This is a genomic window from Methylobacterium trifolii (assembly GCF_022179685.1).
Lineage (GTDB): Bacteria > Pseudomonadota > Alphaproteobacteria > Rhizobiales > Beijerinckiaceae > Methylobacterium > Methylobacterium trifolii.
Genome location: NZ_BPRB01000033.1, coordinates 1 through 22,153, shown reverse-complemented (window position 1 = coordinate 22,153; position 22,153 = coordinate 1). Strand labels below are relative to the sequence as shown.

Here is a 22,153-nt window from a genome sequence, read left to right as displayed (position 1 = left end):
GGGCAACCGCAAGAGCCGGGCGTTCTTCCGGCTCTTGCGGTTGCCCCAGTCGCGCTGCACGGTCATCACCGCCTCGGCCACCTTCACGGCGTCGGCCGGCAGGCAGAAGCCCATCACGTCGGCGGTGCGGGGGAAGGTGTCGGGCTCGCCGTGGGTCATGCCCATGCCGCCGCCGACCGTGACGTTCCAGCCCGTCAGCTTCCCCTTCTTGTCGAGGATCGCGATGAAGCCGAGGTCGTGGGCGAACACGTCGACCTCGTTCGAAGGCGGCACCGCGACCACGATCTTGAACTTCCGCGGCAGGTAGGTCTTGCCGTAGACAGGTTCGAACTCCTCCTCGCCGCCCACGACCTTCTCGCCGTCGAGCCAGATCTCGCGCCAGGCGTTGGTCTTGGGCAGCAGGGTGTCGGAGATCTCCTTGCCGAGGTCGTAGGCCGCCTTGTGGGCGTGGGTCTGGGCCGGGTTGGTCGCGGCCATGACGTTGCGGTTCACGTCGCCGCAGGCGGCGATGGTGTCGAGCAGGGCCCCGTCGATCGCGGCCATGGTCCGCTTCAGGTTGGCCTTGATCACGCCGTGGTACTGGAAGGTCTGGCGCGTCGTGGCGCGGAGCGCACTGCCGGCATAGGTCGTGGCGATGTCGTCCAGGATCAGCCACTGCTTCGGGCTGATGACGCCGCCGGCGATGCGCAAGCGGATCATGAAGCTGTAGGCCTTGTCGAGCTTCTTCTTGGTCCGTTCAGGGCGCAGGTCCCGGTCGTCCTGCATGTACATGCCGTGGAACTTGACGAGCTGTCCGTCGTCGTCCGAGATCGCGCCGGTGGCGTGCTTCAGCAGGCCGTCGGCCAGCCCGCCGCGCAGGTATCCGCTGGCGATCTTGAGGTGCTCGTTATGGGCGAGCCCCGCCGTACGCGCGGCCTCCGCCTCGTCGATCGGGCGGCCGGCGGGCGGGGTCTCGTAGACGCGCTCGGAAACCGGGGCTTCGGCGGCGTCGATCGGCTTGTGATCGTCCATGATGAGAATCCGAATTCGTTGTCTCAAACCCAGTGGCTGGCGCCGTCTTCCCTCCCCCCTCTGCGGGAGAGGGTGGGCCTCGCGTCAGCGAGGGTCGGGAGAGGGGAGCAACCTCTCCGGATAGCGCGCTCCCCTCTCCCGACCCGCTTCGCGGGCCACCCTCCCCCGCAGAGGGGGGAGGGAAGGCACCTCAGTACACGTCCTGCTGGTAGCGGTGCGCCCGCTCAAGGGCCGCCACCGCCGCAGCGGCATCGTCGGCGCTCAGGCCCTTCACCTCCGCGTAGGCGCGCTCCAGGGCGATGCGCACGTCCTTGGCCATCGCCTTGGCGTCGCCGCAGACGTAGAGGTAGGCGCCCCCATCCAGCCATGCGACGAGTTCCGCGCGGTTCCAGTCGATCCGGTCCTGCACGTAGATCTTCTCCGGCTGGTCGCGGGAGAAGGCCACGTCGATCCGCGTGAGCGAGCCGTCCTCCAGAGCCTCCTGCCATTCGAGCTGGTAGAGGAAGTCGTGGGTGAAGTGCTGGTCGCCGAAGAACAGCCAGGAGCGGCCCGGCGCCTCGACGGCGCGGCGCTCCTGCACGAAGGCGCGGAACGGCGCCACGCCGGTGCCGGGCCCGATCATGATGATGTCGGCGGCCGGGTCCGCGGGCAGGCGGAAGTGCCGGTTGGGCTTGAGCCGCACCCGGAGCTTGGCCCCGTTGGCGATCCGGTCGGCCACGTGCGTCGAGGCGACGCCGCTGCGCGCCCGGCCGTGGCTCTCGTAGCGCACCGCGGCGATGGCGAGGTGGACCTCGTCGCCCACCTCCTTGCGCGACGAGGCGATCGAGTAGGCCCGCGGCGGCAGCGGCCGGGTGATCGTGTCCAGGTGCTCGGCGGTCAGCGCCGCCGGATAGGTCTCGATCAGGTCGATGAGGTGGCGCCCCTCGATCCAGGCGCGGACCTCCCCGCTCTCGATCAGGGCCTTGGCCTGCTCGTGCCCCGTGGCCTTGACGAAGCGCTCCACCGTGGCGGCCGAGAGCGTGGTGATGTCGCGCTCGGAGAGCAGCGCCTTGCGCAGGGCCGCGTCCTCGGTGAGCCCCGTGGCCTTGAGGATCTCCTCGACCAGCTGCGGGTCGTTCTCGGGGTAGATCTCCAGGGAGTCGCCGGGCTCGTAGGCCGGGGCGCCGTCCTCGAAGGCCAGCGCCAGGTGGATGGTCTCCTTGTTGGAGCGGGACGAGTTGAGGTTGACGTGCTCGACCACCTCGACGACCACCGGGTCGCGGCTCGGCTCCGCATCCTCGTCGTCGGAGGCGCCCGTGCGGGCGAAGTCGACGGCCACGACGTTGTCGGCGGGCGCCGGCGCCAGGGCCTGCAGCGTGCCCTTGATCCAGGCGGCGGCGGGCTTCTCGAAATCGAGGTCGAGGTCGGCGCGCTCCGCGGCGCGCTTGCCCCCCAGCGCCTCGAAGCGGGCGTCCAGCGCCTTTCCGATGGCGCAGAACTCGACGTAGGAGGTGTCGCCCAGCGCCAGCACCGCGAACTCGACGCCGTCGAGGCGCGGGGCCGAGGCGCCCATCAGCTCGCCATAGGCCCGCACGGCGCGGGCCGGCGGCTCGCCCTCGCCCCAGGTGGCGGCGATGGCGATCACCTTGCCGGCCTTGGGCAGTGTCGCGAGGTCGAGGTCGGCGAAGTCCACCACCTTCGGCTTGAAGCCCTGCTTGCGCGCGAGCTTGGCGACGTTGCCGGCCAACGTCTCCGAATTACCCGATTCGCTCGCATAGATGACCGTCAACGGTTCGGCCGCCTTCGGCGGTGCGGCCGGGATCGCCGCGGGCTGCCCGCCCGCCGCGTCGATGCCGGCGAGGAAGCCCGCGAGCCAGGCGCGCTGGATCGGCGTCGCCGTCCCGAGGACGGCGTCGAGGCTCGCACGTTCGCTGTCGCCGAACGGGGCCGTGCGGGGAAGGAGGCTTTGGCGTGACATCAAGGGACCATGTCGTCGTGCGCGAGGCGTCTGTCAACGGGGGACGTCCGTTTTACAGAACGCTCTCTGGAGAGAAGAAGTCGGTTTTTGTTGCGGCGCAAAAGAGAAGGTTATTCTCCAACCACCGAGAGGATCGGCGGCGTGGCGGGCAGGTGCCGTCCGTTCGTGGGCGGCGCGGGCAGCGGCAGGGCGGTGGTGGACTTCACCTTCTCCATGGCGAAGCGCGAGGTGACGTTCTTCAGGGGCAGCGTCGCGATGAGCTTCTTATAGAAGGTGTCGTAGGCCTGCATGTCGGCCACGACGACGCGGAGCATGTAGTCCACGTCGCCGGCCATGCGGTAGAATTCCAGCACCTCCGGCATCGCCGCCACGGTGCCGGCGAAGCGCTCCAGCCAGTCCTTCGAGTGGTCGGCGGTCTCGATGGAGACGAACACCGTCAGGCCGAGGCCGAGCTTCACCGGGTCGAGCACGGCCACGCGCCGGTCGATGACGCCGTCCGCCTCAAGGCGCTGGATGCGCTTCCAGCAGGGCGTCTGCGACAGGCCCACCCGTTCGCCGATGGCGGCGATGGAGAGGGTCGCGTCCGTCTGCAGGAGCGCCAGGATCTTCAGGTCGATCGAATCCACGATGGCCTTCCTTCGTCGGGTCTCCGCGCGGGCCGGGGCGCTGCCCCCGCCGATGCGAGAAGGATCTTTCCTTTTCACGCAACCGATCGGGCCGATGCCGGGTTGCGGATGTATCGTGCGATGCAGCACGGGGAGCGTCCCCGGGCGCCGCATCGCGCCTTGACAGCGTTCGTTATAGCGAACATTTCAGATCCCAGACAACCATGCAATCGCATTGAACAGGCAATGACCCGCTTGAACGCACAGGCAGCGGACGACCTCGCCGCCGCCATGAAGGGGCTCGATCTCAGCCGCCGCATCGCCCTGGCGGAGGCGGAGATTCCGGGCCGCCTCGTCTTCACCACCAGCCTCGGCATCGAGGACCAGGCCCTGACCCACGCGCTCGCCATGGCCAAGTCGCGCGTCGAGATCGTCACCCTGGATACCGGCCGGCTCTACCCCGAGACCTACGACGTCTGGGGCGAGACCGAATCGGCCTATGGCATCCGCATCCAGGCCTACGCGCCGGAGCGCGAGGCCGAGGAGCGCTTCGTGCGCGAGGAAGGCATCAACGGCTTCCGCCATTCCCTGGCCGCGCGGCAGGCATGCTGCGGCTTCCGCAAGGTCGAGCCCCTGGCCCGCGCGCTCTCCGGCGCGGGCGCCTGGATCACGGGCCTGCGGGCCGGGCAGTCGGCCGACCGGGCGGAGACGCCGCTGGCCGCCTTCGACGAGGCCCGCGGCCTGATCAAGCTGAACCCCCTGGCCGACTGGACGCGGGCGGACGTGGACGCCTTCGTGCGCGACAACTACGTCCCCTACAACGTGCTGCACGATCGGGGCTTCCCCTCGATCGGCTGCGCCCCCTGCACCCGCGCCGTGCGCGTCGGCGAGCCCGAGCGGGCCGGCCGCTGGTGGTGGGAGCAGGAATCCAAGAAGGAATGCGGCCTGCATGTCGGAGGCTCCGCGGCCGCGGTGCAGCCCGGCCTGGAGGCGGCCGCCTTCGAGACCAGACAGACACGGACACCGGAGATGGCCCGATGAGCGCCGCCCAAGCGGCCACAGCCGCCCTGCATTCCGAACGCCTGACGCATCTCCAGCGCCTGGAGGCCGAGAGCATCCACATCTTCCGGGAGACGGTCGCCGAGACCGAGAACCCGGTGATGCTCTACTCGATCGGCAAGGATTCCTCGGTGCTGCTGCACCTGGCGCTCAAGGCCTTCGCGCCGGGGCGGCTGCCGTTCCCGCTGATGCACATCGACACGACCTGGAAGTTCAGGGAGATGATCGCCTTCCGCGATGCGCGCGCGAAGGAACTCGGGCTCGACCTGATCGTGCACACCAACCAGGAGGGGCTGGCCCGCGGCGTCGGGCCGATCAGCCACGGCTCCGAGGTGCACACCGACGTGATGAAGACGCAGGCCCTGCGGCAGGCGCTCGACAAGCACAAGTTCGACGCGGCCTTCGGCGGCGCGCGCCGCGACGAGGAGGCCTCGCGGGCCAAGGAGCGCATCGTCTCCCTGCGCACGGCCCAGCATCGCTGGGACCCCAAGCGCCAGCGGGCCGAGCCCTGGCACCTGTACAACCTGCGCAAGAAGCGCGGCGAGAGCCTGCGGATCTTCCCCCTCTCGAATTGGACCGAGCTCGATATCTGGCTCTACATCGAGCAGGAGCGCATCCCGATCGTGCCGCTCTACTTCGCCCAGCCGCGTCCTGTGGTGGAGCGCGACGGCCAGCTCATCCTCGTGGACGACGACCGGCTGCCCCTGGAGCCGGGCGAGACCCCGCAGCGGCGCACGGTCCGCTTCCGCACGCTCGGCGACTATCCCCTGACCGGGGCGGTGGAGAGCGATGCGGCCACCCTGCCCGAGATCATCGGCGAGACCCTGGCCGCGCGCACCTCGGAGCGGCAGGGCCGGGTGATCGACAAGGACGGTGCGGGCGCCATGGAGCGCAAGAAGCAGGAGGGCTACTTCTGATGACCATCCATCAGTCCCGCGATTCGTTCGAGACCCCCGCCTTCGGCTACGAGGCGTTCCTGGCCGCCCACCAGCGCAAGGAGGTGCTGCGCTTCATCGCCTGCGGCTCCGTGGACGACGGCAAGTCGACCCTGATCGGGCGCCTGCTGCACGACACCAAGCAGATCTTCGACGACCAGATCACCGCCCTCCAGCGGGATTCCCGCCGGCACGGGACGCAAGGGGCCGAGGTGGACCTCGCGCTGCTGGTCGACGGCCTCCAGGCCGAGCGCGAGCAGGGCATCACCATCGACGTGGCCTACCGCTTCTTCTCCACGGAGACGCGCTCCTTCATCGTGGCCGACACCCCCGGCCACGAGCAGTACACCCGCAACATGGCCACCGGCGCCTCGACGGCGGACGTGGCCGTGATCCTGGTGGATGCCCGCCAGGGCCTCACCCGCCAGACCCGGCGCCACGCCCTGCTGGTCTCGATGCTCGGCATCCGCCGGGTGGCCCTGGCCGTCAACAAGATGGACCTCGTCGGCTGGTCGCAGGACAAGTACGACGCCATCCTCGCGGGCTTTGCCGACTTCACCAAGACCTTCGGCTTCGCTGAGGTGCGGGCCATCCCGCTCTCGGCCAAGAACGGCGACAACGTCGTGCTGCCGGGCACGGCCGCGGCCTGGTACACGGGCACCACCCTGCTCCATTACCTGGAGACGGTGCCGGTGCACGAGGAAGCCCTGGCCGCCCCCTTCCGCATGGCGGTCCAATGGGTCAACCGCCCGGATTCCGAGTTTCGCGGCTATAGCGGGCGCATCGCCAGCGGTCTCATCCGGCCGGGTGATGCCGTCACCGTCGCGCCGTCCGGCCGCACCTCGACCGTGGCGCGCATCCACACCGCGGACGGCGATCTGGAGGTTGCGGGCGAGGACCAGTCGGTGACCCTGGTCCTGGCCGATCAGGTCGATGCTTCCCGCGGCAACGTGATCGTGGCATCCGACCGGCCGATGCGCATCTCGGACAGCCTCGACGTGCGCCTGTTCTGGGCCGCCGAGACCCCGCTTGCGCCGGGCGCCACGCTGCTCGCCAAGATCGGCACCGTGACGGTCAACGCCACCGTCTCGGCGATCCGCACCCGCATCGACCCCGAGACGGGGCAGCCGGGCCCGGCCGACACGCTCGTCGCCAACGACATCGCCGACGTGACCCTGAGCCTCGACCGCCCGGTCGCCTTCGACGCCTATGCAGAGAATCGGGAGACCGGGGGGCTGATCCTGATCGACCGGGAGACCACGGACACGGCGGCCCTCGGCTTGGTGCAGGCCCCGCGCGTCGAGGCCGCCGCGCGGAGTCCGGTTTCCACCGTCGCTCCGAAGCCCGAAGTCGCCCGCGGCTTCATCGCGGGGCTGCGGCGGTTCTTTGGGGGCTGAGTCCCCGGCGCCGTCTCATATCTCGCGACGCGGACGAACTCTCGCAGCCTGTGGCAGCGTTTGCCGACAGGCGGCTCGTCCGACCCATCACCTCACCGGAGATTCGGCGACAGCCGCCTCGAAGGAGCCCTCCAGGGACCGCGCGGATTCCGGAGGGCTCCGTCATAGCCCGCTGGCGCGGGCACTTCAGGATGAGGGAGAGGGGTGGGAGAATCCGGGATTCCGTCTGCGGTATAGTCAGCCCTCGGCGCGGGGGAGACCCCAGGCCTCGGCGAGGAGTTCGTAGGAACGCCGCCGGGCCGCCTGGTCGTGGATAGCGGAGACGATCATGATCTCGTCGGCCTGCGTCGCCTGCGCCAGGGCGGAGAGCTTGGCGCGCAGGGTCTCCGGCCCGCCCACATGCAGCCGGGCGGCGCCCCGGTCGATGCGGGCCCGCTCCATCTCCGAGTAGGGATAGGCTTCCGCTTCCGCGAGGCTCGGCAACGGCGCGTAGTCGCCGCGCTCGCGCCTCAGCGTCGAGAGGCGGGCGCTCATGGCGAGGCGCTCGGCCTCCACGTCCGTCTCCGCGCAGATCGCCGCCACCGCGAGGATCGCGTGCGGGCGCCCGGCCCAGCGCGAGGGCCGGAACAGGCGGCGGTAGTCGAGCATCGGCCCCGCGGCGTCGATACCCGCGAAATGCTGCGCGAAGGCGAAGCCCATGCCGAGCCGGCCGCTCAAGTTCGCGCTGTAATCGGAGGAGCCGAGCAGGAAGACCGGCGGCAGTGGCACGCCCGCCGGCATGACCGTGACCGCGCGGAACGGGTGGCCCTCCGGGAATTCGCCGGTGTCCCAGAGCAGGAGTTCCTGCAGGCGGTCGAGGAAGTCGTCGCCGCCCCGCGGCACCTCGCGGCGGCGCAGGGCCTGGGCCGTGATCCCGTCCGTCCCCGGCGCCCGCCCGAGGCCGAGGTCGATCCGGCCGGGAAACAGCGCCTCCAGCATCTTGAAGCGCTCCGCCACCATCAGCGGTGCATGATTTGGCAGCATGATCCCGCCCGAGCCGACCCGGATGTGGCGGGTCGCGGCCGCGATCTGCCCGACCATGATCTCGGGGGCCGGGCTCGCCACGGAGGGCAGGGCGTGATGCTCGGCCAGCCAGTAGCGGGTGTAGCCGAGGCCGTCGACGTGGCGCGCCAGCGCCAGGGAATCCTGCAGCGCCTGGCCTGCGCTGGCGCCGGCGTTGACGAAGGACAGGTCGAGGACGGACAGGGGCGGCATGGCGGATAGATGGTGTCGGCCCGCCCCGCGTTCGAGGTATGCCCCCGTCGCGGCATGGAAGCCCGGCGAGCCCTGCATGCGGCGCGGAGGCGGGCCAGGGGGCCGTGTTTCGTCCCGCCTTGCCCCTCCGGCGAGCCGGGCCTAAGCAGTTTCGCAAAAGTGGGCACCGGTTTTGCGACGAAAACCTGCGTCCCTTCATAACGAGCGAAGCGGGTGAAGCGTTGGCTTGCCAACGCGAACCTGCTTAGGGTCCGCGCCGCCGCCAACAGGCGGACATCACTCACGAAACCCGACCGGAGCACCGACCCATGGGCTTTCTCGCCGACGCCCTCTCGCGCGTAAAACCGTCCGCGACCATCGCGATGACGCAGAAGGCGCGCGAGCTGAAAGCCGGCGGCATGGACGTCATCAGCCTCTCGGTCGGCGAGCCCGATTTCGACACGCCCCAGCACATCAAGGACGCCGCGATCGAGGCGATCGCCCGCGGCGAGACCAAGTACCCGCCCGTCTCCGGCATCGTCCCCTTACGGGAGGCGATCGCCAAGAAGTTCAAGCGCGAGAACGGCCTCGACTACAAGCCGTCGCAGACCATCGTCGGCACCGGCGGCAAGCACGTCATCTACAACGCGTTGCTCGCCACCCTGAACCCCGGCGACGAGGTCGTGATCCCGCGGCCCTACTGGGTCTCGTATCCGGAGATGGTGGTGCTCTGCGGCGGCACGCCGGTCTTCGCCGAGACCGACATGGCCCACGACTTCAAGCTCCAGGCCGACGAGCTGGACCGCGTGCTCACGCCCAAGACCAAGTGGATCATCCTGAACTCGCCCTCCAACCCCTCGGGTGCTGCCTATTCCCGGGACGAGCTCAAGACGATCACCGACGTGCTGATGCGCTATCCCCACGTCTGGGTGCTCACCGACGACATGTACGAGCACCTGACCTACGGCGACTTCGAGTTCGTCACCCCGGCCCAGGTCGAGCCGGGCCTCTACGAGCGCACGCTCACCATGAACGGCGTCTCGAAGGCCTATGCCATGACCGGCTGGCGCATCGGCTACGCGGCCGGCCCCGAGCACCTGATCAAGGCGATGGACTTCGTCCAGGGCCAGCAGACCTCGGGCGCCTCCACGATCTCGCAATGGGCGGCGGTGGCGGCGCTGGACGGCACGCAGGAGCACCTAGCCCGCTTCAAGGCGGCGTTCCAGGAGCGGCGCGACCTCGTGGTCTCGATGCTGAACCAGACCAAGGGCCTCAAGTGCCCGCAGCCGGAGGGCGCCTTCTACGTCTACCCGTCCTGCGCCGAACTGATCGGCCGCAGGACGGAAGCCGGCAAGGTGATCGAGACCGACGAGGACTTCGTCACCGAACTGCTCCAGGCCGAGGGCGTCGCCGCGGTCCACGGCTCGGCCTTCGGGCTGGGTCCGAACCTGCGCATCTCCTACGCCACCTCGAACACGGCGCTGGAGGAGGCCTGCAACCGCATCCAGCGCTTCTGCGGCTCCCTGCGGTAGACGTTTTTCGACGCCGGCGTGCGTCCGGGCCGTTCGTCCGGACGACGCCGGCTCGCCGGACAGGCGGACGCTCCAGCCATGAAGACCATCGCCGTCATCGCCCCCGGCGCCATGGGCAGCGCCGTCGCCTTAAGGCTGACGGGGGAGGGCGCCCGCGTCCTGACCGCGCTGGACGGACGCAGCGAAGCGACCCGCGCCAGGGCTGCGGCTGCCGGCATGGAGGCGGCCGGGGACGAAGCGCTCGCGGGCGCCGACATCGTCCTCTCGATCGTGCCGCCGGCAGAAGCCGAGGCTCTGGCCCGGCGGCTCTCTCCGCATCTGGCGGCCGCAGCGAGAAAACCCGTCTACGTCGATGCGAACGCGGTCAGCCCGGAGACGGTGCGCCGCATCGGCGGGATCGTGGCGGCCACCGGCACGCCCTTCCTCGACGGGGCGATCATCGGCCTGCCGCCCAAGCCCGGCACGCCGGGGCCGCGCGTCTACGTGTCGGGCGACGATCCCGCGCCCGCGATGGCGTTGCGCGAGCTCGGCCTGGACCTGCGCGTCTGTCCGGGCGGCGTCGGGGCGGCCTCCAGCCTGAAGATGAGCTATGCCGGCATCAACAAGGGGCTGACGGCGCTCGCCGCCCTGATGGTGCTCGCGGCCGACCGGGCCGGGGCGGGGGAGGCGCTGCTGGCGGAGCTCGCCGAGAACGAGCCGCAGCTTCTCGCCCGCTTCGCCAAGGGCCTGCCGGACATGGTGCCCAAGGCCTATCGCTGGGCGCCCGAGATGCGCGAGATCGCGGGTTTCCTCGGGCAGGACGAGGCCGGCCGCCAGGTTTTCGCGGGAAACGCCCGGCTCTACGAACGCCTGTCGGGGGACGACGGGACCGAGGATATCGCGGCCCTGTTGCGCTTCGCGCAGACCGCCGCGGGCCGGGGCTGATCGGCGAAACGCCGCGCCTCGGTTGCTGTTCGTTGATGCGCCCTCTACATCGGCGGTCCCTGCGGCCTATGCGCCTGAAGGTTTCGCGAGCCCGCTCGGGCCTGCGTGGCGGCGGGGTCGGCAGTGACGGGGCGGTCCGGACCAGTTCTCTGGGCCGTTCCTGTGAGGCTCAGTGGGCCGGGTCGCTGCAGGCGTGTCGGAAGCGCGGGGAACAGGAACCGCGGAGCCGGCGCAAGGCCCACATGAATCGGCCCGGTGCGTGCGGCTGCCCCGTTTCGGGACCCTGCCGCGGACAGCCGTTGCGGCTTCGTTGACGCTCCTGGGCAAGGATCGTGGAGGGCCGGCGAACCGGCTGCGTGCAACCGCGTTCTCTCGGGTCTGACCATCATGCGACGCCTCCTCACCGGCGGCATCAAGGCGATCCTGGCGATCGCCGCGCTCTCTACCGCGGCCCACTGGGCCTTGCGGGTGCAGCGCGAGCCCGCTGCCCCCATCCCGGCGATGGCGAGCCTGCCGGACCCCGTCACCACCGGCTCGATCGAACCGCGCAAGGTCGAGCGTGCGGTCGCCGCCGCCAAGCCGGAAGCCCAGGCACCGGTCCAGGCCCGCGGCCTCGACCAGGGGCACCTCTCCGCCCTCATCGCCAGTACCACGGCCGACAAGGCCCGGCCGCAGAAGGTTCTGGCCAAGCGCTGAGCCGGGATCGCCCCGCGCGACGGTCTCGGCTCTCCGGACCGAAACCGTGCACCGGTCGGTGATTCGCCATCGATCCGGCTTGCGCTGAGCGCGTGCGACGCGCGGCCCGGTTGCGGCGGCCCGGGTGCCCGACGCGCCGGGCCTGAGGTAGGTCGGAGGACCGAATCCCGAACCGTCAGCGTGAAAAGGGCTCCGCGGTGAGCGAAGGACAGGCCGCGACGCCCCGCATCGACGCGGAGGCACGCGAGGCCCCGGCCCGCGAGGTCCGCCCGGACCGCGCACGCCTCGTGGGCATCGGCCTGATGTGCGCCACGGTCGCGTTCTTCTCCTGCCTCGACGCCTCCGCCAAGGGGCTGGCGCTGGCCGGCGTCGACCCCCTGATGACGACCTTCATGCGCTACGCCGTCAGCGTCGCCATGATCTCCCTGTTCGTGAATCCCGTCACCACCCCGAGCGTGGTGCACAGCCGCCGCCTCGGGCTGCAGATCGCGCGCTCGCTGCTGCTGTTCGGCTCCACCGCCCTGAACTTCCTGGCGCTGCGCCACCTGCAACTGGCCGAGACCATCTCGATCCAGTTCGCGGCCCCGCTCACCGTGGCGCTGCTGGCGGGCCCGCTCCTCGGCGAATGGTCCTCGCGCAGCCGCCTCGTGGCGATCGGCGTCGGCTTCCTCGGGGTGCTGGTGATCGTGCGGCCCGGCCTCGGCGCGGTGCATCCGGCGGCCCTGTTCAGCCTCGGCAACGTGCTCTGCTACGCCCTCTACGTCATCACCACGCGCAAGCTCGCGGCCTACGATTCCACCGCCACGACGATGTTCTACTCGGGGCTGGCCGGCCTCGCCCTGATGACGCCCCTGCTGCCCTGGATCTGGACCACCCCGTCCGCGTGGACGGTCTGGGCGCTCCTCGTGGGGATCGGGCTGCTCGGCACGGTCGGGCACTGGCTGCTGGTGCTCGCCCATGCGCGGGCGCCGGCCAACGTGCTGGCGCCCTTCATCTACACCCAGCTCCTGTGGTCGGTCCTGCTCGGGTTCTTCCTGTTCGGCGACGTGCCGAGCCACTGGACGCTGCTTGGCGCGATGATCGTTGTCGGCTCCGGCCTCTACCTGCTCGCGCAGGAGACGATGCGCCGAGAGCGCCGGCCGGCGGCCTGACGCCGCCGGCCGTCCGCCGTCCTCAGCGCTGATGGCGGCGGTGCACCCGGCGGGCCGGGCGGCGCGAGCGCAGGTCGGTGCGGTAGGCGCGCCGGCCCGGATCCAGGCCTAGCGCCCCGTTCACGGTGCCCACCGCGCCGCCGACCGCGCCGCCGACGACCCCGCCCACGGGGCCGCCGACCCGGTTGCCCTCGTCGGCGCCGCGCCGGACGCCGCCGACCAGGCCCTGCGCCTGGGCCGCGCCGGCGAGCGTGAGGGTCGAGAGCGCGAGCGTGGCCGCGATCAGGATGTGTCTCATGGCGTGTTCCCCTTGGATGCGTCCCGAGGCCCGGCACCGGCCGGACGGGACCGATCGCCCCGTCAACGGTCCCGTCCGCGAAAGGTGGCGGTGCCGGCAAAGCTTCCCGCTTGCGTGGTAAAATTGCACCGGCGGGCATCGGAGACGCCCGTCGCGGGTGCGCTCCCGCGTGCCTGCCTGCGCTGGCGCACGGGGCGGGCCGCTGCTAGAACGCCGCCGATGCGCGTCGCCATGACTCCCTGCGGCTCCGGCCGCCTGCGAATTACGGGCCCGGCCCTCGCGTGAGCGCCGCCGCCGCGCGGCTGCGCGGAGGCCGGGATCGCGAGAGTCCAGGACAGCCCCGGCCGGCCTCGTTCGATGCCGGCACCCGTATTCGCCGGACGCGCGCACGATGCACGATCCCAGGACGCCCCGCCCGATGAGCGACCAGACCGACGCGGCTACTCCCGCCCGCGACTATTCCAAGACCCTGTTCCTGCCCCGCACCGAGTTCCCGATGCGGGCCGGCCTGCCCACCCGCGAGCCGCTGCTGCTGGAGCGCTGGGCCACGACCGACCTCTACGGCCAGATCCGCGCGCAGGCCGCCGGCCGGCCGAAATTCGTGCTGCACGACGGGCCGCCCTACGCCAACGGCAACATCCACATCGGCACGGCGCTGAACAAGATCCTGAAGGACGTGATCGTCCGCTCCGCAGGCGCGCTCGGCCAGGACGCGAACTACGTTCCGGGCTGGGACTGCCACGGCCTGCCGATCGAGTGGAAGATCGAGGAGCAGTACCGCGCCAAAGGCCGCAACAAGGACGACGTGCCCGTCATCGAGTTCCGCCAGGAATGCCGGACCTTCGCCGGGCACTGGCTCGACGTGCAGCGGCAGGAATTCAAGCGCCTCGGCGTCACCGGCGATTGGGACCACCCCTACGTGACCATGGCCTACCCGGCCGAGGCCGCCATAGCGTCCGAACTGATGAAGTTCTCGATGTCGGGCCAGCTCTACCGCGGCTCCAAGCCGGTGATGTGGTCGGTGGTCGAGAAGACGGCGCTCGCCGAGGCCGAGGTCGAGTACGAGGAGCACGTCAGCGACACGATCTTCTGTGCGTTTCCGATCCGGGCGGGTGCCGATGCCGGTCTCGCCGGGGCCCGCGTGGTGATCTGGACGACGACCCCCTGGACCATCCCCGGCAACCGCGCCGTCGCCTATTCGAAGAAGATCGCCTACGGGCTCTATCGCGTCACGGAGGCGGCACCTGAGAACTGGGCCAAGCCCGGCGACACCTACCTGCTGGCCGATTCTCTTGCCGCGACGGTGTTCAAGGCCGCCCGCGTCGAGGGCTTCGCGCGCGTGGCCGACGTGCCCGTCTCCGCCCTGTCCGGCCTGACGCTCGCCCATCCGCTCGCCGGCCACGGCTACGACTTCGACGTGCCGATGCTGGAGGGCGACCACGTCACCGACGAGGCGGGCACCGGCTTCGTCCACACGGCGCCCGGCCACGGCCGCGAGGATTTCGAGCTCTGGATGGCCGGCGGCCGCAGCCTCGCCGCCCGCGGCATCGAGACCCGCATCCCCTACACCGTCGACGCGGACGGCGCCCTGACGCAGGACGCCCCCGGCTTCACCGGCCGGCGCGTGCTCACCGACAAGGGCGAGAAGGGCGATGCCAACAAGGCGATCATCGCCGCGCTCGCCGAGGCCGGGGCGCTCGTCGCCCGCGGGGTGCTGCGCCACCAGTATCCGCATTCCTGGCGCTCGAAGAAGCCGGTGATTTTTCGCAATACACCGCAATGGTTCATCGCCATGGACCGGCCGGTGCCGTCGCTGGACGGTAAGACGCTGCGCGACGTGGCACTTCAGGCGATCGACGACACGCAGTGGGTCCCGCCGCAGGGCAAGAACCGCATCAACGGCATGGTCGAGAACCGCCCCGACTGGGTGGTCTCGCGCCAGCGCGCCTGGGGCGTGCCGATCAGCGTGTTCGTCCACCGGGAGACCGGTGAAATCCTGAAGGACGCGGCGGTCAACGCCCGGATCGTGGCGGCCTTCGCGGCCGAGGGCGCCGACGCATGGTTTGCTGAGGACGCCGTCCGGCGCTTCCTCGCCCCCGAGCACGACCCGGCGCAGTACGAGAAGGTGGCCGACGTCCTCGACGTCTGGTTCGATTCCGGCTCCACCCACGCCTTCGTGCTGGACGATCCCGAGCAGTTCCCGGGCCTGGCGGGCGTGAGCCGCCGACGCGACGGCGGCCGGGACCGGGTGATGTACCTGGAGGGCTCGGACCAGCACCGGGGCTGGTTCCAGTCGTCGCTCCTCGAATCCTCCGGCACGCGCGGCCGGGCGCCCTTCGACATCGTGCTGACCCACGGCTTCGTCCTCGACGCCAAGGGGCTGAAGATGTCGAAGTCGAAGGGCAACGTCGTCGCGCCCCAGAGCGTCATCAAGGATTCGGGCGCCGACATCCTGCGCCTGTGGGTCTCGGCCTCCGACTACACCGACGACCTGCGCATCGGCCCGGAGATCATCAAGACCTTCGCGGAGACCTACCGCAAGCTCAGGAACAGCTTGCGCTGGATGCTGGGTTCCCTCGCCCACCGCGTCCCAGAAGATGACGTGGACTACAAAGAAATGCCGGAGCTGGAGCGGCTGATCCTGCACCGCCTGTCCGAACTCGACGGCGAGATCCGCGAGGCCTACGGCGCCTTCGACACCAAGCGGGTGGTGGCCCTGCTGAACGGCTTCATGACCGGCGACCTGTCGTCCTTCTACTTCGACGTGCGCAAGGACGCCCTCTACTGCGATCCGATCTCCTCCCCCGTCCGCCGGGCGGCCCTCCAGGTCATCGACGAGGCCTTCCGGCGCGTCACGATCTGGCTCGCCCCCGTGCTCGCCTTCACGGCCGAGGAGGCCTGGCTCGACCGGTATCCGTCCGAGACCGGCTCGGTGCACCTCCAGACCCTGCCCGAGACCCCTGCGGACTGGCGCGACGCCGGCCTCGCCGAGCGCTGGCACAAGATCCGGCGGGTGCGCCGGGTGGTGACGGGCGCCCTGGAGATCGAGCGGGCGGGAAAGCGCATCGGCGCGAGCCTGGAGGCGGCCCCGGTCGTCCACGTCGCCGACCGCGACCTGCTGGCGGCGCTCGACGGCGTCGACTTCGCCGACGTCTGCATCACCTCCGCGATCACCGTGACCGAAGGAGAGGGGCCCGCCGACGCCTTCCGCCTCGACGAGGTCCGCGGCGTCGCCGTGGTGCCGGCCTTGGCCGAGGGCCGGAAATGCGCCCGGTCCTGGCGGGTGGACCCCGAGGTCGGCACCGATCCGGATTATCCGGACGTGACGCCCCGCGACGCGCGGGCCCTGCGGGAATGGGACGCCGCCCACCCCGAGGCGAGCGCGGCGTGAGGCGGTCGGACGGTCTTTCCCTTCCCCTTCGCGGGGGAGGGGGCGGTGCGGTCGCGTGCCGGGAGCGGGCGTCGTGACCCCGTTCCGTCTCGGCCTCACCGCCCTGCTCGCCACCTTCGCCCTCGATCAGGCGTCCAAGCTCTGGCTCTACCTCGGCACGGACCTCGTGCTGACGCAGCCCTGGCGCTTCGGCCCGTATGCCGAGTTCGTCGTGGTCTGGAACCGCGGCGTCTCCTACGGGCTGTTCCAGCAGGAGGGCGGCTTCGGGCGCTGGCTGCTGGTGGCCCTGTCGCTCGCGGCCGCCCTGGGCTTGGGCGTCTGGATGGGCCGGACCGGCTCCAGGCTGCTGGCGCTTGCCCTCGGCCTCATCGCCGGCGGGGCGCTCGGCAACGCCGTCGACCGGGCGGCCTACGGGGCGGTGTTCGACTTCGTGCACCTGCACGCCGGAGGCTGGTCCTGGTACGTGTTCAACGTGGCCGATGCCGCGATCGTGGCCGGCGTCGTCGGCCTGATCCTCGACAGCCTGATGCCGGACCGCACCCGTTCGCCGAACGATTCCACGCCGTCGGCATAGCCGGCACACGACAAACCCGTGCCGTCGCGTGGATGGATTGGCTCCCAGCGGTCAAGGCGCCATACGATCGCCGGAAACCGGCCTCAGGCCGGGTAAGCCGGATCAGGCCGCCACCCGTGCGGCCGCCCCCAGGCCCCGGACGTGGGGCTCGGGCAACCGGCCGGAACCTGTGGGGCAGCATGACCGGGTATCGCAAGGTCCATCTCATCGCGGCGGGCAGCCTTGCCGGGCTCCTCGCGACCGCCTCCGCGCAGGCGCAGGAGCGCGGCGAGTTCCTGCGCGACGGCCTCAGCACCCTGGGCCTGCTGGAGAAGCAGCAGGACCCGATCGAGTATCGCGAGCGCGCGCCCCTGGTGATGCCGCCCAAGCTCGACGGGAAGAACCTCCCGGCGCCCCGCCCCCGCGCGGCCTCGCCGCAATGGCCCAAGGAGCCGGAGGTCGCCGCCCGCGAGCGCGCGGCCGAGGAGCGCCGCGTGCCGCGGGGCAACCAGACCCAGGGGCGCTACAACGACAACAACGCCACCATGTCGGTGGACGAGATCCGCGGCGGCCGGCGCGCCGATGCCAACCTCACCCGCGAGGTCGAGCGCAAGCCCGGCGACAACAGCCGCGACTCGTTCTGGGTCAACCCCATCGACCTGATGCTCGGCAAGAAGGACGAGAAGGCCGAGCCTGCCCTGGCCGAGCCCGACCGGGACATCCTCACCGACCCGCCCAACGGCTACCGCCGGGCGCCCAAGAAGATCGTGCGCGCCAACAGCGACCCGATCAACAACGCGAGCCGCGAGCGGGAGGAGTCCGATCCGGGCGCCTACCTGCGCGCCCAGCAGCGCAACTGACGCCTGACGAATCGAATTTGCCGGCCCGTGGCTCCCCTGCGACGGTGGCCGGCAACGGGTGGCGCGATCTGAGTGACCGGTACGGGACTTGCCCCGCCGGAGAGTCCGATACGGCCTGCGTCGCGGAATCGGACGATTCCGCCGCACGGGCCGGCAGAAGGAAGACGGAATGCACCTGTTCAGGAAGGCGACGCCCACCCTCTTTCCCCGCCCGGCTCATGCGAGCGCCGGACGTGCGGAGGCGGCCCCGTTCGGGCGGTCCGAGGCCGGTGGCCCGGAGGTCACGGCCTTCACCCTGGACAACGGCCTCGACGTGGTCGTGGTGCCCGATCACCGCGCCCCCGTGGCGACCCACATGATCTGGTATCGCAACGGCTCGGCCGACGATCCGCTCGGCCAGTCGGGCATCGCCCACTTCCTCGAGCACCTGATGTTCAAGGGCACCGAGACCCATCCCGTCGGCGCCTTCTCGCAGGCGGTCTCGGGGCTCGGCGGCCAGGAGAACGCCTTCACCTCCTACGACTACACCGCCTATTTCCAGCGGGTGGCCCGCGACCATCTCGGCACGATGATGGCCTTCGAGGCCGACCGCATGACCGGCCTCGTCCTCGACGACGCGGTGGTGGCGCCCGAGCGCGACGTGGTGCTGGAGGAGCGCCGCATGCGGGTCGAGACCGACCCCTCCGCCCAGCTCTCCGAGGCGATGGCGGCCTCGCTGTTCGTGCACCACCCCTACGGCATTCCGATCATCGGCTGGATGCACGAGATCGAGGGGCTGAACCGCGGCCACGCCCTCGACTACTACAAGCGCTTCTACACCCCGGAGAACGCCATCCTGGTGGTGGCCGGCGACGTGACCCCCGACGAGGTCCGGCGCCTGGCCGAGCAGACCTACGGACGCGTCGCCCCCCAGGGCAAGCGCCCCGAGCGGGTGCGGGCGCGCGAGCCCGAGCCGAAGGCCCTGCGGCGTCTGGCCGTGGCCGACCCCAAGGTCGAGCAGCCGACGCTCCAGCGCCTCTACCTGACGCCGTCCTGCATCACCGCCCGCGACGGCGGCTGCCACGACCTCGAACTGCTGGCCGAGGTGCTGGGCGGGGGCTCGACCTCCTACCTCTACCGCAAGTTGGTGATGGAGACCGGCCTCGCGGTGAATGCGGGCGCCTGGTACATGGGCTCGGCCATCGACGACACCCGCTTCTCCGTCTACGCGGTGCCCGCCGAGGGCGTCAGCCTGGAGAAGCTCGAGGAGGCCGTGGACGGCGTGCTCCGCCGGGCGCCGGCCGAGGCGCTCGATGCCGAGGCGATGGAGCGGGCCAAGACCCGGCTGGTCGCCGAGACGGTCTATTCCTCCGACAGCCAGTCCTCGCTCGCGCGAATCTACGGCTCGGCGCTGGCCATCGGCGAGACCATCGAGGAGGTGCGCCGCTGGCCCACCGACATCGAGGCCGTCACCCGCGACCGCCTCGCCCTGGCCTCCGAGCGCTGGCTGACGCCGTCCCGCTCCGTCACCGGCTACCTGACCAAGCCCCGCGATCCCGACGCGCCCTTCGCCGTCGCCGCGGAGTAGCGGACGCCCACGCCTGCATCGGCCCGCGGCGCCCCGCGCCGCGCCCCCAGAACGAAGAAGACGAGGTTCCCATGAACTTGGCCGAGACTGCCGCCCGCACCGCGAGCTCGCCCACGACGGCGCTGCCCGTCGTCTCCGCCGCCGGCGTCGAGGCGTGGCACGTCGAGTCCCCCGTCGTCCCGATGATCGCGCTGGCCTTCACCTTCGAGGGTGGTGCGGCGCAGGACCCGGAGGGCAAGGCCGGCTGCGCGCAGATGCTGGCCCGCCTGCTGGACGAGGGCGCGGGCGACCTCGTCTCCGACGCCTTCCAGGAGCGCCTCGCCGCGCGCGCGATCGAGCTCAGCTTCCATGCCGGGCCGGACGCCGTCGGCGGCTCCCTCAAGATGCTGCTCAAGCATGCCGACGAGGCGGTGGCGCTGCTGGCCCTGGCGCTGGCCAAGCCGCGCTTCGACACCGACGCCATCGAGCGCGTGCGCGGGCAGATGATCGCCGGCCTGCGCTACCAGCAGAACGATCCCGGCGTGATGGCCTCGCGCCGCTTCTTCAAGGAAGCCTTCGCCGGCCATGCCTACGGCCGCCCATCCTCGGGTACGATCGAGAGCGTCGCCGCCATCACCCGCGACGACCTCGTCGCCCTGCACGCGCAGGTGGTCGGCCGCGGCCGGGTCAAGGTCGCCGCCGTCGGCGCCATCGGTGCGGACAGGCTGGCCGAGAGCCTCAACCTCGCCTTCGGCGCCCTGCCCGAGGCCGGTGCCCTCAAGGCGATCCCCCGCACCACCGTGCAGGACCTCGGCCGCCGCGTCGTGGTGGACCTCGACGTGCCGCAATCGGTGATCCGCTTCGGCATGGCGGGCGTGGCCTGGCGCGACCCCGACTTCATCCCGGCCTACGTCCTGAACCACATCCTGGGCGGCGGCTCCTTCACCTCGCGCCTGTTCCAGGAGGTGCGCGAGAAGCGCGGGCTCGCCTACTCGGTCGGCACCTCGCTCGTCAGCCACCGCTCCGCGGCGATGGTCTGGGGCTACATCGCCACCAAGAACGAGCGCGTCGGCGAGGCAATGGGCGTGATCGGCGACGAGATCGCCCGCCTGATCGGCGACGGCCCTTCCGACGAGGAGTTGCAGAAGGCCAAGGACTACCTCACCGGCTCCTACGCGCTCGGCTTCGACACCTCGACGAAGATCGCCCACCAGCTCGTGCAGATCGCCTTCGAGGAACTCGGCATGGACTATATCGGCCGCCGCAACGAGATGGTCTCCCGCGTGACGCAGGACGACATCCGCCGCGCCGCCGGCCGGACCTTCGCCGACGGGCGCATGCTCGCCGTGGCCGCGGGCCGTCCGACCGGGTTCTGAGCCCGGGTCTCGGGCCGGCCCGGTTTCGGCTAACCGGGCCGGACGATCGCGTCCGTATCGCCGGGAACTCCCGCGCGGGCCCGGCCCTTGCCTCTCGTCGGGCGGCTGCGACCCCGAGAGTTCGCGTTGCGGAGCGAGATCATGAGCGAATCCCCATCCGTCGAAGGCCCTGAGCACGCCACCGGCCTCAGGACGGTGGCCGAGCGGCACGGCGTCGGCCTCGACGCGGTTCGCCACCTGATGCGGGCCCTGGAACGGGGCCATGGCAGGATGGCCCAGTTCGACCATCCCGACCTCGGCGGCATGGGCCAATGGTTCTCCGGCGGCATGGTCATGGTCGGCCGGATGTTCGACGCCGACCTCAAGGCGCGGGTGAGCGCGCTGTGCACGGAACTTGCCGCCGCGCTGCCGGCGGGCGGCTGGTCGTCCGACGGGGGCACGACCGGCGCACGCGGGGGCGGCGAATGGTGGCCCGCCGGCCTCGGCACGCCCTCGACCGCCGGCTCGCAGGACGGCATGCGCTACGCCTACTTCCCCGAGAGCCGGCGGTTGGCGATCGAGTCGGGGGCCGGCATCGACCTCTACGACACCGGCGAGCACCGCATCTCCGGCGTCTCGCAGTCCAACGGCACCCTGGGCTTCACCGGTCCGCACGGGACCATCGCCCTGGACCGCCTCAAGCGCATCGAGGCGGAGGCCGCGGCCCCCCGGCAATCCGACCCCGCCGGAAAGCCTCCGGCCGGGGAGACGCCGGCCTCCGCGCCCGAGGGCGACGTCATCGCCACGATCGAGCGGCTGGCGGCGCTCCTTGCCCGCGGCGTCCTGACCGAGCGGGAGTTCTCGGACAAGAAGGCCGAGCTTCTGGCCCGGCTCTGACGGTTCTGCACGGACCGATCCGCCGCGCATGGCCCTTGCCCGCAGCCTCGTGGATATCGAGACGATCTACCACGAGCCGGCGGTGGCCGAGTTCGCGCGCGGTCGCGAGATTCTGGCCCGCTATCCCGATGCGGCGCGCATCGTCGTGCCCTCGCACTGGAACATCCCCGAGCTGCACGGCAATGCCGGCTCGGTGGAGGACTGGGTCCGCATCAAGCGCTCGACGCTGGTGCTCGGGGTGAAGAAGGGCCTCGCCATGCGGCCCAACGGGCGCAGCGCCCACTTCATCGCGCCCTCGACCTCGAACGGCTGCGCCATGGCCTGCGCCTATTGCTACGTGCCCCGCCGCAAGGGCTTCGCCAACCCGATCTCCCTGTTCGTGAACGTGGAGGCGGTCTGCGCGGCCGTCAGGCGCCATGCCGGCCGACAGGGAAAGCTGCCCGAGCCCGACGCGATCGACGGGCAGGCCTGGGTCTACGACATCGGCGAGAACGGCGACCTCTCCGTCGACGCCGCGATCTGCGACACCGTCCGCGACCTCGTCGCCCTGTTTCGCACGCTGCCCAACGCCAAGGGCTCGTTCGCGACCAAGGCCGTCAACCCCGACCTGCTGGCCTACGATCCCCAGGGGCGGACCCGCATCCGCTTCTCCTTGATGCCGGCGCGCATCGCCAGGGTCGTCGACGTGCGCACCGCCCCGATCCACGAGCGGATCGCGGCCACGAAGGCGTCGATGGCCGCGATCCGCTCGTG

General features: G+C 71.0%; 19 protein-coding genes. 14 read left to right on the top strand and 5 right to left on the bottom strand.

The features are described from left to right. From COGEMETH_RS02735 to COGEMETH_RS02725, 3 genes are all read right to left on the bottom strand, one after another. A partial coding sequence (locus COGEMETH_RS02735) for an NADPH-dependent assimilatory sulfite reductase hemoprotein subunit (RefSeq protein ID WP_238181093.1) occupies positions 1-1,011 on the bottom strand: 1,011 nt, incomplete at its 3' end. 190 nt (positions 1,012-1,201) lie between these two features. Further along, complete coding sequence (locus tag COGEMETH_RS02730) at positions 1,202-2,968, bottom strand: diflavin oxidoreductase (protein ID WP_238181092.1); 1,767 nt, start codon at positions 2,966-2,968, stop codon at positions 1,202-1,204. Between the two features lie 110 nt (positions 2,969-3,078). Next, entirely contained in the window at positions 3,079-3,594 is a 516-nt protein-coding gene (locus tag COGEMETH_RS02725) for an Lrp/AsnC family transcriptional regulator (protein WP_283214950.1), read from the bottom strand. A gap of 225 nt (positions 3,595-3,819) precedes the next feature. Here COGEMETH_RS02725 and COGEMETH_RS02720 point away from each other — a divergent pair, with 225 nt between their 5' ends. From COGEMETH_RS02720 to cysN, 3 genes are read left to right on the top strand one after another with little or no spacing between them, the layout of a single operon-like run. Beyond that, positions 3,820-4,614, top strand: coding sequence for a phosphoadenylyl-sulfate reductase (locus COGEMETH_RS02720; RefSeq protein ID WP_238181091.1), 795 nt, complete (start codon positions 3,820-3,822; stop codon positions 4,612-4,614). Continuing rightward, on the top strand, positions 4,611-5,549 hold the full coding sequence (gene cysD, locus COGEMETH_RS02715; RefSeq protein ID WP_238181090.1) for a sulfate adenylyltransferase subunit CysD: 939 nt from the start codon (positions 4,611-4,613) through the stop codon (positions 5,547-5,549). The genes COGEMETH_RS02720 and cysD overlap by 4 nt, the downstream gene beginning before the upstream one ends. Next, positions 5,549-6,964: a sulfate adenylyltransferase subunit CysN gene (cysN, locus tag COGEMETH_RS02710; RefSeq protein WP_238181089.1), complete on the top strand. Its 1,416-nt coding sequence runs from the start codon at positions 5,549-5,551 to the stop codon at positions 6,962-6,964. The genes cysD and cysN overlap by 1 nt, the downstream gene beginning before the upstream one ends. Before the next feature lie 237 nt (positions 6,965-7,201). On the opposite strand, the gene COGEMETH_RS02705 is transcribed toward cysN, so the two are convergent. Continuing rightward, positions 7,202-8,218 (bottom strand): LLM class flavin-dependent oxidoreductase, encoded by a 1,017-nt coding sequence (locus tag COGEMETH_RS02705; RefSeq protein ID WP_238181088.1) that lies wholly within the window; start codon positions 8,216-8,218, stop codon positions 7,202-7,204. A gap of 308 nt (positions 8,219-8,526) precedes the next feature. On the opposite strand from COGEMETH_RS02705, the gene COGEMETH_RS02700 reads away from it, so the two are divergent. The 4 genes from COGEMETH_RS02700 to COGEMETH_RS02685 all read left to right on the top strand — a co-directional run bounded on the left by COGEMETH_RS02700 (position 8,527) and on the right by COGEMETH_RS02685 (position 12,500). Then, complete coding sequence (locus tag COGEMETH_RS02700) at positions 8,527-9,729, top strand: pyridoxal phosphate-dependent aminotransferase (RefSeq protein WP_238181087.1); 1,203 nt, start codon at positions 8,527-8,529, stop codon at positions 9,727-9,729. Positions 9,730-9,807: 78 nt separating this feature from the next. Beyond that, positions 9,808-10,653, top strand: coding sequence for an NAD(P)-dependent oxidoreductase (locus tag COGEMETH_RS02695; RefSeq protein WP_238181086.1), 846 nt, complete (start codon positions 9,808-9,810; stop codon positions 10,651-10,653). A gap of 387 nt (positions 10,654-11,040) precedes the next feature. Beyond that, entirely contained in the window at positions 11,041-11,349 is a 309-nt protein-coding gene (locus COGEMETH_RS02690) for a hypothetical protein (RefSeq protein WP_238181085.1), read from the top strand. A 227-nt stretch (positions 11,350-11,576) separates the two neighbouring features. Beyond that, positions 11,577-12,500 carry a DMT family transporter gene (locus COGEMETH_RS02685; protein WP_238181094.1) on the top strand — a complete coding sequence of 308 codons (924 nt, stop codon included), beginning with the start codon at positions 11,577-11,579 and terminating at the stop codon, positions 12,498-12,500. 22 nt (positions 12,501-12,522) lie between these two features. Here the strand turns inward: COGEMETH_RS02685 and COGEMETH_RS02680 are convergent, their stop codons facing one another. After that, positions 12,523-12,798, bottom strand: coding sequence for a hypothetical protein (locus COGEMETH_RS02680; protein WP_238181084.1), 276 nt, complete (start codon positions 12,796-12,798; stop codon positions 12,523-12,525). Between the two features lie 418 nt (positions 12,799-13,216). Here COGEMETH_RS02680 and ileS point away from each other — a divergent pair, with 418 nt between their 5' ends. The 7 genes from ileS to COGEMETH_RS02645 form a co-directional block, all read left to right on the top strand. Then, positions 13,217-16,189, top strand: coding sequence for an isoleucine--tRNA ligase (gene ileS, locus COGEMETH_RS02675; protein ID WP_238181083.1), 2,973 nt, complete (start codon positions 13,217-13,219; stop codon positions 16,187-16,189). A gap of 73 nt (positions 16,190-16,262) precedes the next feature. After that, the gene (gene lspA, locus COGEMETH_RS02670; protein ID WP_238181082.1) at positions 16,263-16,763 is read left to right on the top strand and encodes a signal peptidase II; all 501 of its coding nucleotides are present in this window, start codon (positions 16,263-16,265) and stop codon (positions 16,761-16,763) included. Between the two features lie 179 nt (positions 16,764-16,942). Beyond that, complete coding sequence (locus COGEMETH_RS02665; RefSeq protein WP_238181081.1) at positions 16,943-17,602, top strand: hypothetical protein; 660 nt, start codon at positions 16,943-16,945, stop codon at positions 17,600-17,602. A gap of 169 nt (positions 17,603-17,771) precedes the next feature. Next, complete coding sequence (locus COGEMETH_RS02660) at positions 17,772-19,169, top strand: M16 family metallopeptidase (RefSeq protein WP_238181080.1); 1,398 nt, start codon at positions 17,772-17,774, stop codon at positions 19,167-19,169. Positions 19,170-19,240: 71 nt separating this feature from the next. Next, positions 19,241-20,524 (top strand): M16 family metallopeptidase, encoded by a 1,284-nt coding sequence (locus COGEMETH_RS02655; protein WP_238181079.1) that lies wholly within the window; start codon positions 19,241-19,243, stop codon positions 20,522-20,524. Between the two features lie 141 nt (positions 20,525-20,665). After that, on the top strand, positions 20,666-21,400 hold the full coding sequence (locus COGEMETH_RS02650; RefSeq protein ID WP_238181078.1) for an SHOCT domain-containing protein: 735 nt from the start codon (positions 20,666-20,668) through the stop codon (positions 21,398-21,400). Positions 21,401-21,428: 28 nt separating this feature from the next. Continuing rightward, positions 21,429-22,153, top strand: a 725-nt coding sequence (locus COGEMETH_RS02645) for a spore photoproduct lyase family protein (RefSeq protein WP_238181077.1), incomplete at its 3' end; no start/stop codon positions are given.